The sequence below is a fragment of the Thermoanaerobacterales bacterium genome, assembly GCA_030019475.1.
In the GTDB taxonomy this organism is placed as follows: Bacteria; Bacillota; Desulfotomaculia; order Desulfotomaculales; family JASEER01; genus JASEER01.
In genome coordinates this window covers 1-14,421 of sequence record JASEER010000008.1, presented here as the reverse complement: position 1 = coordinate 14,421, position 14,421 = coordinate 1, and the positions used below count along the sequence as shown (strand labels likewise).

At 62.7% G+C, this 14,421-nt stretch carries 17 protein-coding genes and 1 riboswitch; of the genes, 9 read left to right on the top strand and 8 right to left on the bottom strand.

What is annotated here, in order from left to right:
- Positions 1 to 14 precede the first annotated feature (14 nt).
- The 3 genes from QMC81_03450 to QMC81_03440 all read right to left on the bottom strand — a co-directional run bounded on the left by QMC81_03450 (position 15) and on the right by QMC81_03440 (position 3,301).
- A complete protein-coding gene (locus QMC81_03450) occupies positions 15 to 476 on the bottom strand; it encodes a DNA-binding protein (protein MDI6906535.1) in 462 nt (153 codons plus the stop codon).
- Between the two features lie 12 nt (positions 477 to 488).
- The gene (locus tag QMC81_03445; protein MDI6906534.1) at positions 489 to 926 is read right to left on the bottom strand and encodes a universal stress protein; all 438 of its coding nucleotides are present in this window, start codon (positions 924 to 926) and stop codon (positions 489 to 491) included.
- Between the two features lie 146 nt (positions 927 to 1,072).
- Entirely contained in the window at positions 1,073 to 3,301 is a 2,229-nt protein-coding gene (locus QMC81_03440; protein ID MDI6906533.1) for an S-layer homology domain-containing protein, read from the bottom strand.
- A 150-nt stretch (positions 3,302 to 3,451) separates the two neighbouring features.
- A riboswitch (cyclic di-AMP (ydaO/yuaA leader) is annotated at positions 3,452 to 3,589 on the top strand.
- 220 nt (positions 3,590 to 3,809) lie between these two features.
- Between QMC81_03440 and QMC81_03435 the strand changes: the two genes are divergently transcribed.
- The 5 genes from QMC81_03435 to holA all read left to right on the top strand — a co-directional run bounded on the left by QMC81_03435 (position 3,810) and on the right by holA (position 8,311).
- Positions 3,810 to 4,931: an ABC transporter ATP-binding protein gene (locus tag QMC81_03435; protein MDI6906532.1), complete on the top strand. Its 1,122-nt coding sequence runs from the start codon at positions 3,810 to 3,812 to the stop codon at positions 4,929 to 4,931.
- Positions 4,924 to 5,580, top strand: coding sequence for an ABC transporter permease (locus QMC81_03430; protein ID MDI6906531.1), 657 nt, complete (start codon positions 4,924 to 4,926; stop codon positions 5,578 to 5,580). Before QMC81_03435 ends, QMC81_03430 begins: the two co-directional genes overlap by 8 nt.
- Positions 5,581 to 5,584: 4 nt before the next feature.
- Positions 5,585 to 6,202: an ABC transporter permease gene (locus QMC81_03425; GenBank protein ID MDI6906530.1), complete on the top strand. Its 618-nt coding sequence runs from the start codon at positions 5,585 to 5,587 to the stop codon at positions 6,200 to 6,202.
- A 46-nt stretch (positions 6,203 to 6,248) separates the two neighbouring features.
- Positions 6,249 to 7,163 carry a glycine betaine ABC transporter substrate-binding protein gene (locus tag QMC81_03420; protein ID MDI6906529.1) on the top strand — a complete coding sequence of 305 codons (915 nt, stop codon included), beginning with the start codon at positions 6,249 to 6,251 and terminating at the stop codon, positions 7,161 to 7,163.
- Positions 7,164 to 7,267: 104 nt separating this feature from the next.
- The gene (gene holA, locus QMC81_03415; protein MDI6906528.1) at positions 7,268 to 8,311 is read left to right on the top strand and encodes a DNA polymerase III subunit delta; all 1,044 of its coding nucleotides are present in this window, start codon (positions 7,268 to 7,270) and stop codon (positions 8,309 to 8,311) included.
- 60 nt (positions 8,312 to 8,371) lie between these two features.
- Here holA and rpsT read toward each other — a convergent pair whose 3' ends face one another.
- The gene (gene rpsT / locus QMC81_03410) at positions 8,372 to 8,632 is read right to left on the bottom strand and encodes a 30S ribosomal protein S20 (GenBank protein ID MDI6906527.1); all 261 of its coding nucleotides are present in this window, start codon (positions 8,630 to 8,632) and stop codon (positions 8,372 to 8,374) included.
- Between the two features lie 132 nt (positions 8,633 to 8,764).
- On the opposite strand from rpsT, the gene QMC81_03405 reads away from it, so the two are divergent.
- From QMC81_03405 to QMC81_03395, 3 genes are read left to right on the top strand one after another with little or no spacing between them, the layout of a single operon-like run.
- Entirely contained in the window at positions 8,765 to 9,124 is a 360-nt protein-coding gene (locus QMC81_03405; protein ID MDI6906526.1) for a phage holin family protein, read from the top strand.
- A 54-nt stretch (positions 9,125 to 9,178) separates the two neighbouring features.
- The gene (locus QMC81_03400) at positions 9,179 to 10,198 is read left to right on the top strand and encodes a stage II sporulation protein P (GenBank protein MDI6906525.1); all 1,020 of its coding nucleotides are present in this window, start codon (positions 9,179 to 9,181) and stop codon (positions 10,196 to 10,198) included.
- A 6-nt stretch (positions 10,199 to 10,204) separates the two neighbouring features.
- On the top strand, positions 10,205 to 10,459 hold the full coding sequence (locus tag QMC81_03395) for a hypothetical protein (protein ID MDI6906524.1): 255 nt from the start codon (positions 10,205 to 10,207) through the stop codon (positions 10,457 to 10,459).
- Positions 10,460 to 10,479: 20 nt separating this feature from the next.
- Here QMC81_03395 and QMC81_03390 read toward each other — a convergent pair whose 3' ends face one another.
- Together QMC81_03390 and QMC81_03385 are read right to left on the bottom strand one after the other, a co-directional pair.
- Positions 10,480 to 10,998, bottom strand: coding sequence for a hypothetical protein (locus QMC81_03390; protein ID MDI6906523.1), 519 nt, complete (start codon positions 10,996 to 10,998; stop codon positions 10,480 to 10,482).
- Positions 10,995 to 11,360, bottom strand: a complete 366-nt coding sequence (locus tag QMC81_03385) for a hypothetical protein (protein MDI6906522.1) — start codon at positions 11,358 to 11,360, stop codon at positions 10,995 to 10,997. Before QMC81_03385 ends, QMC81_03390 begins: the two co-directional genes overlap by 4 nt.
- Before the next feature lie 300 nt (positions 11,361 to 11,660).
- On the opposite strand from QMC81_03385, the gene QMC81_03380 reads away from it, so the two are divergent.
- The gene (locus QMC81_03380) at positions 11,661 to 12,380 is read left to right on the top strand and encodes a YkgJ family cysteine cluster protein (protein ID MDI6906521.1); all 720 of its coding nucleotides are present in this window, start codon (positions 11,661 to 11,663) and stop codon (positions 12,378 to 12,380) included.
- A gap of 92 nt (positions 12,381 to 12,472) precedes the next feature.
- On the opposite strand, the gene QMC81_03375 is transcribed toward QMC81_03380, so the two are convergent.
- Together QMC81_03375 and QMC81_03370 are read right to left on the bottom strand one after the other, a co-directional pair.
- Complete coding sequence (locus tag QMC81_03375; GenBank protein MDI6906520.1) at positions 12,473 to 13,681, bottom strand: diguanylate cyclase; 1,209 nt, start codon at positions 13,679 to 13,681, stop codon at positions 12,473 to 12,475.
- Positions 13,682 to 13,927: 246 nt separating this feature from the next.
- Positions 13,928 to 14,266 carry a type II toxin-antitoxin system PemK/MazF family toxin gene (locus QMC81_03370; protein MDI6906519.1) on the bottom strand — a complete coding sequence of 113 codons (339 nt, stop codon included), beginning with the start codon at positions 14,264 to 14,266 and terminating at the stop codon, positions 13,928 to 13,930.
- Positions 14,267 to 14,421: the final 155 nt, after the last annotated feature.

Below are 14,421 nucleotides of genomic sequence, written 5' to 3'. Positions count from 1 at the left end.
GGATCGGCCGATCCCTACCTCTGTTCCGACCTCTGACATCCCGCCTCCGACTTCCACAGAGCCAGGCCCGTCGGCTCGTCGTAGGTGCGCTCCAGGTGTGCGGCCACCAGGTACTCCCGGATGACGTACTCCGCGGCGAAGACCTCGCAGCCCTCGACCAGGTGACCGCCGAACACGTGACCCTTCTCGTCGCCCACCGCCAGGTGGGCGTGCACGAAGGGCTCTCCGTCCTTAAGGGAAATGTTCCCCACCAGGGAGACGATCTCGCAGGGCTCCGGGATGTCGAGCGTTTTGTACCGGCGGGCGGTCTGGTCATAATAAGCCACCCGCGCCCGGGCGAGTGCACCGATGGCCCACACCTCACCGTGGGTGATACCCTCCCGTACGCAGATCCCGGTCAGGGCGGGCAGGAGGTCGGCTCCCTTGGCCAGCCGTCCGATGAGGATCCGCCCGGATTTTGCCTCTCGCATCAACATTAATCTTTCACCTCATTTTACGATCGTTACCGGAACGCCGGAAAGGGAGATCACCTTGTGGCTCACGCTGCCCAGCACGAGTCCCTTCACGTTGCTGAGGCCGCGGCTGCCCATGACGATCTGGTTGTACCCTTCCTCACCGGCGATCTCCACAATGGTTCCGGCCGGGTCGCCTACCTTAATGAGCGTGACCGGGGTAAGGTTGCGGGCTTTGAAAGGTCGTTCCGCCCGGCGCAGTATCGCCTCGGCGTGGGCCCGGATCTCGACCTCCCATTTCTCACGTGAAAACCAGTTAGCCCTGCCGGGCATGGCACAGGCTTCGGGGCCCGAGCAAACGTGGAGCAGGGTTACCTCGGTGCCGGGGCTGCTTTCGGCCAGTCCCGCGGCGAAGTCGGCGGCCCGGAGCGCATTCTCGGAGCCGTCCACCGGGACCAGGATCCTGCGCGCCATGGATGTATCCTCCTCCCGCGCTTTTCCCCATGCTACCGGACCCGGCCGGGCGTGGCAAGGATCCTCTCCAGGGAATGACGAAGGGAGAGAGGGCCCCGGGCATCCGGGGTCCTCTCTCCCTTGTGTTCCTGCGCCGTACCGCGTGTTTACCAGCGATAAAGCAGCGGATTGTTTTGCAGCCGCGGGACGGCCTTGGTAACGACCGCCGCCGCCTCGCCCCAGGTCAGCCCGGCTTGCGGCCGGAAGTTCCCCCCGGCGTCACCGCCCATCAGGCCGAGCTGCCCGGCCAGGGCGACGTAGTTCGCCAGGCCGGGGGTGACACTCTTCGCATCCTTGAAGGGGCTCTCGATGCGGCCGCGGATCCGGGCCACTTCCTTGCAGCCCAGGGCGTTGACGAGCCAGGCCGCGAACTGCTCGCGGGTCAGCGTGCCTTGGGGGTTGAAGGCCCCACCGCCGGCAAACAGGCCCATCTGCACGGCGCGGTCGAAGTAAACGAGGTCCGGGTCACCGGCCTTGAGGTCGGTGAACGGCGGCTTCACCGGCCCCTCGGGGTAATCCCAGTAGCGCGTGGCGGCGGCCGCCAGCAGTCGTACTCCTTCGCGCCGGCTGATGGTCCGGTTGGGGTCGAACTTTTCCGGGTCCGGCAGGAAACCGTTTTCGGCCAGGAGGAGCAGCGGGGCGCGCGCCCAGTGATTGCCGATCCGTGCGGCGTAAGCGGCGAGGCGGCCGTTGGGGCCTTGCCGCTCGGCAACGATGGCTCCGGTGTGGGCGTCGATGCCCCGGCCCAGGTCCGGGAAGTGGTAGACAAGCGCCGCCTTGCCGGTCGGGCGGCCGTCCCGTTCCCTGGTGAAGTAATAGATCAATTGCGGTGCGACGCGGGCCTTGAAGATTTCCGTCGCCCGGGCGGGGTCGATCATCCCCGTGACCGGCGGGACGGGCAGGTGGGGGTAAAGATTGTTATGGTAGTCGAGCACCCGTCCGTCGGCAGCGCTGATGGTCACCATAATGCCCCTGTACGGGAAGGGGATGCCGTTGACGAGCCGTGAGAATCTGAACGCGTAGCGGTCGCCTTCAGGCTCCTGCCGGGAGTTCTGCTGGCGGACCAGGCTGTCCGCCAGATCGGGCTCAACCTGTCGCAGGAAGGCCAGGGCCCTGTCGTATGCCTGCCGGTAAGTCAGATTCACCTTACCGGGCACGGCGGATACCCCGCGTTCTTCACTGAAAAAGCTGACTATGCCGCCGTTACGGGTATCGAGCTGCACGGTCGGCTCCATGCCCCGCCGGTCCTGGCCCTCCGGGACGACGGCATAGCCCCAGGTCTCTATGCGGTACCCCGGGCCGCCGCTGGAGCCGCCTCCGGAACGCTCCACGCGGCCTTCGTAGCCCAGAGCGCGGAAGAAGGCGGTGGCGGCCGCCAGGCCCTCCTCCGGCGTGATCCGGCCTGCCGGGGGCGCGGCCCCGGGCGCCTCCTGCGCCGGGCTGAAGGCGCGGTCGAAGAGCCGCGCGTTCTCCAGCGGAACGGCCTGTCCCTCGTAACCCAGGGCCTGGCCGGTGCGCGCGTCGAAGAACGGCAGCAGGCTGTTGAGCTGATAGACCAGCCTTACCTCCGGCAGCGCGGTCGCGGACGGCTCCCCTATCACGTACTGCGGTACGAGGCCCAGCTCGTCCAGGACGCGTTGCGTAATCTCGGCCGGGGGCATTACGCCGTTCGGGTCGGGGAGGCCGATCTCGGGGTGCCAGCTCAAGTTGTAGCCGACCACCTCGCCGGTAACGGCGTCCACCTGCGCAGTGACCCCGTCCCCGGAGACCGGGATCCCGTTGGCCATGCGGTTCCAGTGGAAGCTGTACACCAGGCTGAGCGTCCCTTTCGGCTGGTAGCCGGTGTAGCCGTCATCCCAACGCAGGTGCGCCCGCGCCTCGGCCGGAACCATCTTGGCGATGAAGGCCTCGGCGGCGGCCCGGGCCTCCTCGCGGGTCAGGACGCGCCCCGGAACCGGCTCCCCGGGCGGGATGATGATGTCGGAATGCAGAATCGTTCCGGTATCGGCGTCAATGGCGATCCAGACCCGCTCCGCCCATGGGCCCGGCCGGAAATGCTCCGGCTCCGTGCGGATATTCCAGACACGCCGGGCCTCATAGGCGTTCTCCTCGAATTCCGCACGCAACTCCAGGCCCTCCAGTTGCGGGAAGACCTTCTTCGCCAGGGCCATGGCCTCGGCCTCGGTGAGGGTGGCCCCTGGCGCCTTTCCGGCCTCCCCGGCCGCCACCACCGCTCCCTGGCTGACGACCGCCGGCTCCTCGGCCCCCCAGGCCAGTCCGGCTCCGGCCAAAAGACCCATCACAACCGCCGCGAGGATGATCGATAACCTCCGCAAACAAATCCCTCCTTTATGTCTTTTACCCTTTAGACGCCCGGGGGAAGCGGATGGTTTGCACCTACCGGAAATTTTTAAAAACTTTAACAGGCAGGAGAAAACAGATGCTTGCTCGAAGGACATAAAATAAGGACCCGACAACCAAATAATGGTGCCAAAGCGCCTAATTCTCCGTAAGGAGAAGCGGGGGACCCAGTTTTTCTCATGGGGTGAATCCACGCCAGTGGTAGGGCAGCCTTAACAGCCCAAACCCGTCAGCTAACCCCGTACGCGTTGTTAAGGGATGATGTAAGGCTCTTCTTCTTGTGCTTCCTTCTGCACGAGTCTTCTGTTCAGCCCAGTTTTCATCCCTTGTCCAGCCGGACCCCAGCACCACGGCAGGCCTTGTCACGGCCTGAGCTTTGGCGTTGGGCCTTCCCGCCGCTGCCGGTGTTTGCCGCGGCAGTCGGCCCAGGCTTTGCTCTTGCTTTCATTCCACCCTGATCAGGGAAGGGGAGACGCGAAGCACATGGTTGTTTTCGAGAATGTGTCCAAGGTGTACGGCCGGCACGCTGCGGTCGACAACCTGAACCTCAAGATCGCCGGGGGTGAGTTCCTGGTTCTGATCGGCCCCAGCGGCTGCGGCAAGACCACCACCTTAAAGATGGTCAACAGGCTGATCGAGCCCACGAGCGGCGCCATATACGTGCGGGGCAAGAACGTGCAAGAAATGAACGGCGTTTTGCTTCGCCGGGAGATCGGCTACGTCATTCAGCAGATCGGTCTTTTCCCCAACATGACCATCGCCCAGAATGTCGACCTTGTGCTCCGGCTGCTCGGACGGGACAAGGAGCGGCGGGACCGGCGCGTGCGAGAGTTGCTGGAACTGGTGGGCATGGATTACGAGGTCTACGCCCACCGTTATCCCACTGAGTTGAGCGGTGGACAGCAGCAGCGCATAGGCGTCCTGCGCGCCCTGGCGGCCGAGCCCCCGCTGATCCTGATGGACGAGCCCTTCGGCGCTCTGGACCCCATCACCCGCGAGACGCTCCAGGACGAACTGAAAAACCTGCAAAGCAAGCTGCAAAAGACGATCATCTTCGTCACTCACGATATCGATGAGGCCCTCAAGTTGGCGGACCGTATCGTCCTGATGAGGGACGGGCGGATCGTCCAGGCGGCGTCGCCGGAAGAGCTTCTGCGCAAACCGGCCGATGACTTCGTGGCCTCCTTTATCGGCAAGGACCGCCTTATGAGTCAGGGTCTGCAGACCGTGGACCAGGTGATGGTGGCCAAACCCGTAACGGTCGCGCCGCATCTCGGACTGGCCGAAGGCCTGGCCCTTATGAAGCGCAAGAAGGTGGACACGGTGCTGGTCACCGACGACCGGGGACACCTGGTCGGCAGCGTAAGCGTGGAACAGCTCGACCGGGAGCACCGGCGGGCCACGACCGTTGGGGATCTTGCCGAGCGCGGGATGCCGACGATCAGCCGGGATGCCTCTGCCAAGGAGGCCTTCGACAAGATGGTCGAGGAGAAGCTTAAGTACCTCCCGGTGGTGGACCGGGACGGCGCCTTGGTGGGGTTGGTGACGCGGACCAGCATGGTGAATGCCCTGGCGTCCCTGGTCTGGGGTGATGACGGTGAGTGATTTCGTTTCTTTCCTCCAGTACAATTCCGACGCCGTCATCACGGCGACCTTGCAGCACGTCTATCTTTCATTCGGTGCGGTGTTCGCGGGGGCTTCACTGGCCATCCCGCTCGGCATCTGGCTGACGGGCAGGGAAAAGGCGGCACAAGCCTGTCTGTCGGTTACCGGCACCATCCAGACCATTCCCAGTCTGGCCCTCTTCGGCTTTGCCCTGCCCATCCTGGGCATCGGCTTTTTCCCGGCTATGGTTGTGCTGTTTCTGTACTCCCTGCTCCCGATCCTCAGGAATACTTACACCAGCCTCAAGGGTGTCAGCCCGGCTCTCATCGAGGCCGGGAAGGGAATGGGGATGAGCAACTGCCAGCTGTTGGTAATGGTCAAACTCCCGTTGGCACTTCCGGTGATAATGACCGGTATCCGCATTTCCTCCATCTACATCATCAGCTGGGCGACGTTTGCGGCCTTCATCGGGGCCGGGGGCCTTGGAGACCTGATCGTCACCGGGATCCAGACGATGGACCTGTACTTTATCCTCGCAGGGGCGATCCCCACCGCCCTGCTGGCCCTGGTCACCGGCTGGGTCCTCGGCCTGCTGGAGCGTGCGGTAACGCCCCGCGGGTTAAGGATTTACGGCGTCGAAAGGGAGTGACCGCTTGGACAACATTCTTCTCCTTACAATTGAACACCTGGAGCTTTCGGCCGTCGGCGTATTGCTGGCGATGGCGGTGGGTATCCCGCTGGGGATCATCATTACCCGTTACCGCCTGGCCGCCGGCATTACCATGGCCGTGACCGACATACTGCAAACCGTACCTGCGCTTGCCATGCTGGCCCTCTTAATGATGGTCTTCGGCCTGGGGGACACCACCCTGGTGATCTCTCTGGTCTTGTATTCGCTGCTGCCCATCGTCCGTAACACTTATGCCGGGATCCTCGGTATCGATAAAGGTCTGGTTGAGGCCGGACGGGGGATGGGCATGACCAGGTTACAGTTGCTGCGCCTGGTCCAGCTGCCCATCGCCCTGCCCGTAATCCTGGCGGGGATCAGGGTCGCCCTGGTCACCGCCATCGGGATCGCCACCATCGGCGTTCTGATCGGCGCCGGTGGGCTCGGCTCCCCTATCTGGCGCGGCATCCAGCAGACAGATGCGGTCCTGATCCTTTCGGGTGCCGTGCCGGCGGCGCTCCTGGCAATCGTCTGCGATGTCGGACTGGAACGGTTGGAGCGGGCCATGACTCCGCGGGGACTGCGCGCTACGGCTCATCGGTAGCGCCGCCTTCGAGGAGCAAAAAACTATTTTGCAGAGGGGGATGATCGTGAAAAAGAGGTTGTGGCGGAGGATTGCCCTGGTTGTGGCCCTGGCCTTTGCCGTGGTGGCCGTCGGCGGCTGTGGCGGTGGGACACAGGATGCCGCCAAGGGCGGGAAGGTGACGGTCGGCTCGAAGAACTTTACCGAGAACATCGTCATGGGCGAGATGCTGGCGCAGTTGATCGAGGCCAAGACCGACCTTCAGGTCGAGCGGAAGTTGAATCTGGGCGGCACCCTGGTGTGCTGGGAGGCGCTGAAGAAGGGCGACCTGGATCTTTACCCGGACTATACGGGGACCGGCCTGATGGCCATCCTCAAGCATGACGTAATGTACGACCCTGACGAGGTGTACAACCTGGTCCAGAAGGAGTACAACGAGAAGTACAAGATTAAGTGGATGCAACCGCTGGGCTTCAACAATACCTATGCCACCGCGGTAAAACAGGAACTGGCGCAGGAGTATAACCTGGAAAAGACCTCGGACCTGGTGCCCTACGCGAAGGACCTCGTCTTCGGGGCCGAGCAGGAATTTCTCAACCGTAAGGACGGGTACCCGGGCTACACCGAGGCCTACGGGCTGAAGTTCAAGGACGTTAAAGGAATGGAGACCGCCCTGAAGTACCAGGCCATCGGCGAGGGCAAGGTCGACGTCATTGACGCCTTCTCCACCGACGGGGAACTGATCAGTTACAAGCTAAAAATCCTGGAGGACGATAAGGGCTTTTTCCCGCCGTACTACTGCGTGCCCATCGTACGCATGGACACCCTGGAGAAATACCCCGAGCTTGAGGAAGTCCTTAATACCGTCGCCGGGCAGATTTCGGACGAGGACATGCAGCAGCTGAACTACCAGGTGAAGGAGCAGGGCAAGAAGCCCGCCGAGGTCGTCGAGGCCTTCCTGAAGGAGCGGGGCGTTATCTAAAGAGAGCGTCCCGCCCGCCGATACAGAGGCCCGGCTTTCCGGTGGAAAAGCCGGGCTTTTGCTGTCCGCCGGCGCTGACAGCGGCCGCCGGCGCATGGTAAGCTATGGCCATGCAGTATTACCTGGAGTTGGTCAAGAACGTGCGGGAGGGGGACATTGCCCCCGTCTATCTCTTCCACGGCGAAGAGGTCTTCCTGCACGCCCGGGCGGTCAAAATGCTGCAGGAGTCCCTGCTGACTCCGGCGGCCGCGGCCTTTGATTGTGACGTCCTGGACGGGGAGGAGACCGAACCGCCGGCGGTGGTCCGGGCGGCCGAGACGCCGCCCGTCCTGGGGGCGAGGAGACTGGTGATCGTCCGGCACGCCCCCGGCCTGGGCGAGCAGCCCGGCAAAGGCACCGGCAAAGGCGGCGGGCGGGGGGATGTCCATGCCCTGGAACTCTACCTTGAGAACCCCGTTCCGGCCACCTGCCTGGTCCTGGTCCACTCCGGTCCGGTGGACCGCCGGCGCCGGCTTTATCGCCTGATTACCGAAAAGGGGCGGGCCATCGACTTCACTCCCCTGAGCGAGGCCGACCGCCTGCGCTGGGTGGCGAAGAGGGTGCGGGAAGCGGGGAAGACCGCCGAACCGGCGGCGTTGCGGCGGCTGGTGGTTTCTTCGACGGGGGGGCTCGCCGGGTTGGAGCAGGATCTCAACAAGGTTCTCTGTTACGTCGGGGACCGGCGGGGGATCGTCGAGGACGATGTGGCGGCCCTTGTGATCCCGCCCGCCGAGGAGACGGTCTTCGCCGTTATTGACGCCATCGGAGAAAAAAGGGCCCGGCCGGCCCTGGAAGGCCTGGCGACGCTTCTGCGGGCCGGGGATGAGCCCCTGCGTATCCTGGGCATGCTGGCGCGCCAGTTCCGGATCATCCTGGCCGCCGGGGATCTGGCACGGCGGGGTATGGCCGCGCCGGCCATCGCCCGGGAACTGGGGCTCAAGACCTTTGTCGTCCGCCGCGCCCTGGAACAGGGAAGGGCGATCCCTCCCCGCCGGGCGGTCGAGGCCCTGGCGGGGATCCGGGACATCGACCTGGCGGTCAAGACCGGGCAGCGGGACTTTTATCCGGCCGCGGCCGATCTCATTCTACATATCTGCAGCGGGAAATAAGAAAGCCGGCGCCGGGCCGGCCATAGCCAAATACTGGGTAAAGCAGAACGCGGTCTTCTTTTACGAAGCCGCGTTAAACTTTTTCATCAGGCGGGACTTCTTGCGCGCCGCCGCATTCTTATGCAGGATGCCCTTGGTCACGGCTTTATCGATGGTCACAAGCGCCTTCCGCAGCTTTTCGGAGACATCCTCGGCGCCCGCGCTGAGACTCGTCTCAAACCTCTTGATCGCGGTACGCAGCGTGGACCGCAGGGCCCGGTTGCGCAGGGTGCGCTTGCGGATGATTTCAGCCCGTTTCAATGCCGACCGGTTCTTCGCCACCGTCTCACCTCCCAACGTGGAGATTCTAACACGCGCGGGGTATGGAATGCAAGTCTAACCTCCGGAGGTATAGTTTATCCTTTTTTCGTCAATCCTACTGATGAGTATCGACGAAAGGAGGTGGAGTTTCCCGTGGCGGAAAACAATGTTCGGCAAACCTGGATCGGGGCGATCATCCGTTTCGTTGTGTCCGCGTTGGTGCTCATGATCGTAAGTTGGGTTTCGCCCGGTTTCGTGGTCAAGGGTGGCTTTGTCGGCGCGCTGATTGCCGCGGCGGTAATCGCTATCCTGGGCTGGCTGGCGGAGACCCTGCTCGGCGACCGGATCTCGCCGCAGAGCCGCGGCCTGGTCGGCTTCATCGTCGCCGCCGTGGTCATCTACCTGGCGCAGTTTATTATCCCCGGCCTGCTGTCGGTCAGCATCATCGGGGCCCTGATTGCGGCCTTCGTCATCGGTCTTATCGATGCTTTTGTCCCGACAATGCTGCGCTAGAGCATAACAACCCCCTCCCGGGCGTAATTATGTCTCTGGAGGGGGTTGTTCCGTTTGCGCTGGCTGCGGGTGGTGCTCCTGGTCGTCCTGTTGGTCACCTCCACCTGGCTTACGGCCCCGGAGACGAAGGGCCTGGCCCGGGCGGGAGGCAAAGCGGCGCGGGAGTGGGGGACAAGCCACCCGGAGGTCCTGATCGCCATGGCCCTGCCGGGACGGGGATGGCAGGGCGAGGAGGCCTCTCCGGGGATGCTCGCCCGGGAAGCCCTGGGCCGCGCCGCGGGCGTGAGCCTCGGCGACGCCCAGGAGATCCTGGCCTCGCAGCTTCCGGGTGTTTTGGCCCGGCGGCCGGTTGTCCACCTCACCCCCGGCCCGCCGGCCAAGCCCGGCCCCGGCGTCCACGATGACGGGGCCCGTCCGCTGGTGGCCATCTACAGCACCCACACCGGCGAGACCTACGCCCTGGACGACGGCGTCGAACGCTTTGACGGCCGGCCGGGAGGGGTGGTCGACGCCGCCCGCGAGCTTGAGCGGGCGCTGGCCGAACGGGAAATCGACATCGTCCGTTCGGAACGGGTGCACGACGTCCCTTACGCCAAGTCCTACCTGAAGTCGCAAAAGACGGCCGAAGAACTCCTGGAGGGCCATCCCGGGATCGACGTCTTGATCGATGTCCACCGGGACAGCAAGAAGGACCGGGACCACAGCGTGGTCCGTATCAACGGCCGGGACGCGGCGACGATCCTGTTTATCGTCGGCTCCGACGCCCGCCAGCCGTTCCCCGGCTGGCGTGAGAACAAGGCCTTCGCCGAGAAACTGGCCGCCGCCGCCGCGAAGAAGTACCCCGGCCTCTGCCTGGGGGTGCGGGTCAAGGACGGGCGGTACAACCAGTTCCTGCACCCGCAGGCCATCCTGGTCGAGATCGGGGGCGTGAACAACCACCGGGCCGAGGCCCTCTACGCGGCGCGCCTCCTGGCCGACATCCTGGCCGACGTGCTGCTATTCCCGGAGGCGACTCCGGAAGGGCCGCGGGGTGAAGGGGGAGGGGAGGAGAAAACCGGAACCGTGGAGGGATGAGCCTTTATGCCGACCTCGCCGGCCGCCAGGTGGCCTCTCCTGGCCGCCGTAACCGTCCTGCTGATGGCCGCCGCCCTGATCTGGGGCACCCAGGTCTGCGTCCGCGAACTCAACCGCGCGCTGGCGGTCTCCCCCCCGGTGCGGGCGGTCCGCGTCGAGCGCCTGGACGCCGGGCGCGTCGTCCTGTACTTCCTTAACACCCGCCTCGTCCTGGCCGTCCCGGAGGACCCGCGCCCCCGCTGGTCGCCGGTCGGCGAGTGAAAGGGACAGCCTTGGATGCTTTAACGGAGAGGCTCCTCCGGAAGGATCTCCTGCATGTCGGCAATGAACTCGTTGACCTCTTCCTCCAGGCGCGATACCGTATCCGGAAGCGCCCTCAGGAGTTCCTGTAGCCGTTGAGAGGAGAGATTGAAACCGTAGACGTTCCGGAACACTTGCCGAAAAGCGCGGAATTCATCGAGTCTGTCCGCCGTTTCGGTAGTCAGTAAAGCCGGTCTGATTCCGGGGACGGAGAGGGTCATTTGCCTCAGCAGCTCCCGGTGCCATTCCGGTCCCGTGGGTGAAAGGTCATCCAGGTTGCGGGCCACGGTTTCAAAGATATTCTCCGCCGCGACGTAAAAGTCGTGCAGGATGGAACCGATGGCGCGTAGCCTAAAGGAATCCCTCGGGTCCAATGTCACTAAGCTCCGTCGCGTTCCCGGTAGCAGTCCCTGCCGGGCCAGTTCGTCGAGCAAAAGCCTGGTGTTTCTCAGTTCCTGGCGGAGACGGGAGGCAATGACGGCAAACTGCTTGCGGGTCAAAGTGATATGCCATCCCTTTTTGCCTTTTCGCGGAGTTCAGGCCGTGCATCCTCGGCCAGCGCAACATTCGCCTCAAAAGGTGAGGCTATTTGCTCGAGTTCTACCAGCATGCGCCAGTAACCGGCGGCGGGAGGGAAGCCCTCAACCAGCAGGTCGATATCGGACCGCTCGCCGAACCGCGGACCCCAGGCCAGGGAGCCGTAGAGATAGGTCTGTCCGACGCCATATTCCTTCCTGAGGAATTGCGCCATTGCCCGGGCCTTCTGCCACGCCGCTTCACGGCGTTGCTCGCGGGCCTGCCTTGCGGCTGCGGCCCGTTCGGCCCACGCCCGTCGCAGTTCCTCCTCGAACTCCTTTTCCACAGCTGATCACCTACTCCCATGTTACCAATTCTCGCCGCCATCAGACAATAACCCCCCTACAGCGCTTCGACCGCAGGGGGTTTACTGCCTATCATTACAGTTCCACTCCTTCGGCCGCCGCCTTTTCCCGCAGGGACGGCGGCGCGTCCTCGGCGCTGTGGGGCATCTGTCGGCCGACCCCCCGATTGGCCAAAACTGCATCTTCGTGCCTCCAGTATAGCCCGCGCGAAAGGCGCCGCACAACATCCTGGTCAACACGAAGCGCTTCGGGTAGAGTGGATAATAAGGGAGGTGGCCGCCGTGCCCGCTGTGTCCTCCCGGAATGAAACCGTGATGCGACCCGGCGACCCGATCGGGTTCTCCTGCCGGCTGTGCGGCCGCTGCTGCCGGGAGGTTAAGCTGCTGCTGACGCCGTACGACGTCTGGACCCTCGCCCGCAGGCTGGGGATCGGTACCGGTTCGTTCCTCGCCGAGTTCGCGGTCCTCGCCCTCATCCCCGACTACGGCCGGCGCATCCGCGTGTACCTCGAGCCCCTGCTGAAGGGCCCCTGCCCTTTCCTGGACGGGACGCTCTGCGGCGTCTACGACGCCCGCCCCACATCGTGCCGGCTCTACCCCCTGGGCCTCTACGTGGGCGCGTGGGACGATGGCGACATGCGGTTCACGCACTGGGGCCTTACACGCCGCACCGTCCGTGACTGTCCCGGTCTGGACCGGGAGGCAACCACCACCACGGTCCGGGCCTACCTGGAGCAGCAGTCGGCCCGCCTCCACCTGGCTCTGGCAACGGACTACGGCGCCCACCTGAATGACCTCTATTTCCATTGCGACGTCCCCGACGAGGACGGGGCCTCGCTGGAGCTAGTCCGAAGCCTGTTTGACCTCGACCGCTACGACGGCGCCGATCCCGGGGACACTACGCCCGCCGATCTGTTGAAAGAAGCGGACCCCGCGTTCCTCGCCCGCTACGGCCGGGCGAAGGCGAGGTCCGTGCAGGTTTTCGGACGAAACCGACCATGAAGGAGACCGACGCCGAACCCCCTGTCCCCGGGCCTCTACAATCCGTCAATCGCTGTCCACGTCGGTACACATGACGCGTGTCATGCATCCCGTCAAGCAGGCTCTTTTTCTATCCGGTTCCTGCCTCTGTCTTTTGCCTGGTATAACAGTCTGTCGGCCTGCGTCAGCAAGTCGGTCACCTGGGCGCCGTCCAGCTCAGTGATACCGCCGCTAATCGTCACTTTCAGGTCATTCTCCCACTTCAAGTCCAATATCTTCCTGCGGATGCGTTCCACAACCGCGTACCCATTTTCCAGGCCGGTGTCGGGCAACACGAGCAAAAACTCCTCGCCCCCGTAACGTCCTACTATATCGGTTTGCCGCAAGCCGGCGGCAATGGTTTCGCCAACCCTTTTCAGCACGCAGTCTCCAAATAGATGTCCGTGCGTATCATTAACGCGCTTGAAGTTGTCTATGTCAATCAGGGCCACTACAAGCTTCCTTTGTCTCTTGCGCGATGCCTCGACTTCCTCCCTGAGACGGGCGGTAATATACATTCTGTTGTAAACGCCAGTCAAATCATCGGTGATCGATAACTTCTGGAGTTTTTCTTTTTCTTTGTGTAGCAGCCTGTTCAGGTCTTCTGCCTTTTCCTTTGCTTCTTTCAGCTCCGCGTTACTTGCCTCCAACATCCTATTCTTAGCCTCTATTTCTTCATTCTGTCTCTCAAGCACAGCCAGATATTCCTCCGCCCTTTGGCGTTCTTTTGCATAACTATCGACAAGAACGGCGAACAGTGCCGCCGTGGAAACCAAACAAACGACATACCCGAAAGATGAATCCAAGTACCTGATCAGTTCGGAGTCATAGCTCGTTACAAGGCCCGGAATCCGATACTCTGCGGCAATAAGGGCACCTACGGCCACAAAGTAAAAGGCCAGGATCAGCATTCTCTTCAAACCTGCAAGCAAGACCACGGTTATGCCGGCATTTAAGAGCATGTAGTAAGGAATACTACCATAAGTCCCGCCGTTAATAATCCACATCGCTGGGAAAAAGACAAAGCTTAATATGATAACGGTTACCACTGCCGGGACGGTATACTTCCTGCCAATAATAGACATCAGGTACAGCCCTAGCGCCATAATGCCGCATCCAAAGGGCACGATTACCGTTAATGTTCCCAGCTTAAGAGCGTAATTTACCAGACAGGCTGAAAAAGACATGATGATCCCCATTAGGGCGATCACGTTAAATATCCGGTGTTGAAGGGAAAACACGGCGTTGTCGCCGATAAGTTTAGAAATTATCTTTCTCCTCACTAAAAAACCCTGCCATTCCGTCATGAAAAAGAGACTTGATGAAGTCAATGCGAATTTTTCAAAGGAACCGGTAGCATACGACGAAGTCCGGCGGCGCCGCTACCCCGCCGGAGGCGTTAGTACCTAAACTAGTACCTAATTATTATGTACCGTACCCAATTCCCCTGCAAAACTTAATTCAAACGGTGGTTTTACGCCGTCGCGCGTCCGGGCCCCGGCCGGAGCAGGTTAATCGGCCTTCAACCCTCACGGTTTCTGCAGAGAAAACAGTTCGCCCAGGGCAATCCTGAGGGCCAGAAAAAAAGAGGTATCTGCCACATTTCCCTGGAAATCCTTCAACCGGTGCTTAACAATAGCGCGTATCTGGTCGGGCAGGGCACGAGTTGTCTTTCCGTGCAGAGGCATTTCCGGGCGGAAGGAAGCGGGCCTGGGGCCCGAAGAGAGAGGAACCGTAACCACTGTGGAGAGATAATTGAAGGGTTCGTCGGAGACAAACACCGCATAGTGAGGGCCTCTGAGGACTCGACCGGTGCCTTCGAGGCTGACCTGGTAGATGTCTCCCGGGCGCGGCACGTTGCCCGGCATTAGAACTCACCCTCCTCGGCCCGGGCCATTCTTTCCGCATGCTCGGCCAGGTCCGCTTCCGCCAGAGCGGTCAGGTCTTCGACATCGGCCAGCCGGCGGCATTCCTCCGCCAGTCTTTTGCGTCTCTGTGTTCTGACATACTGCTCGACGGCGTG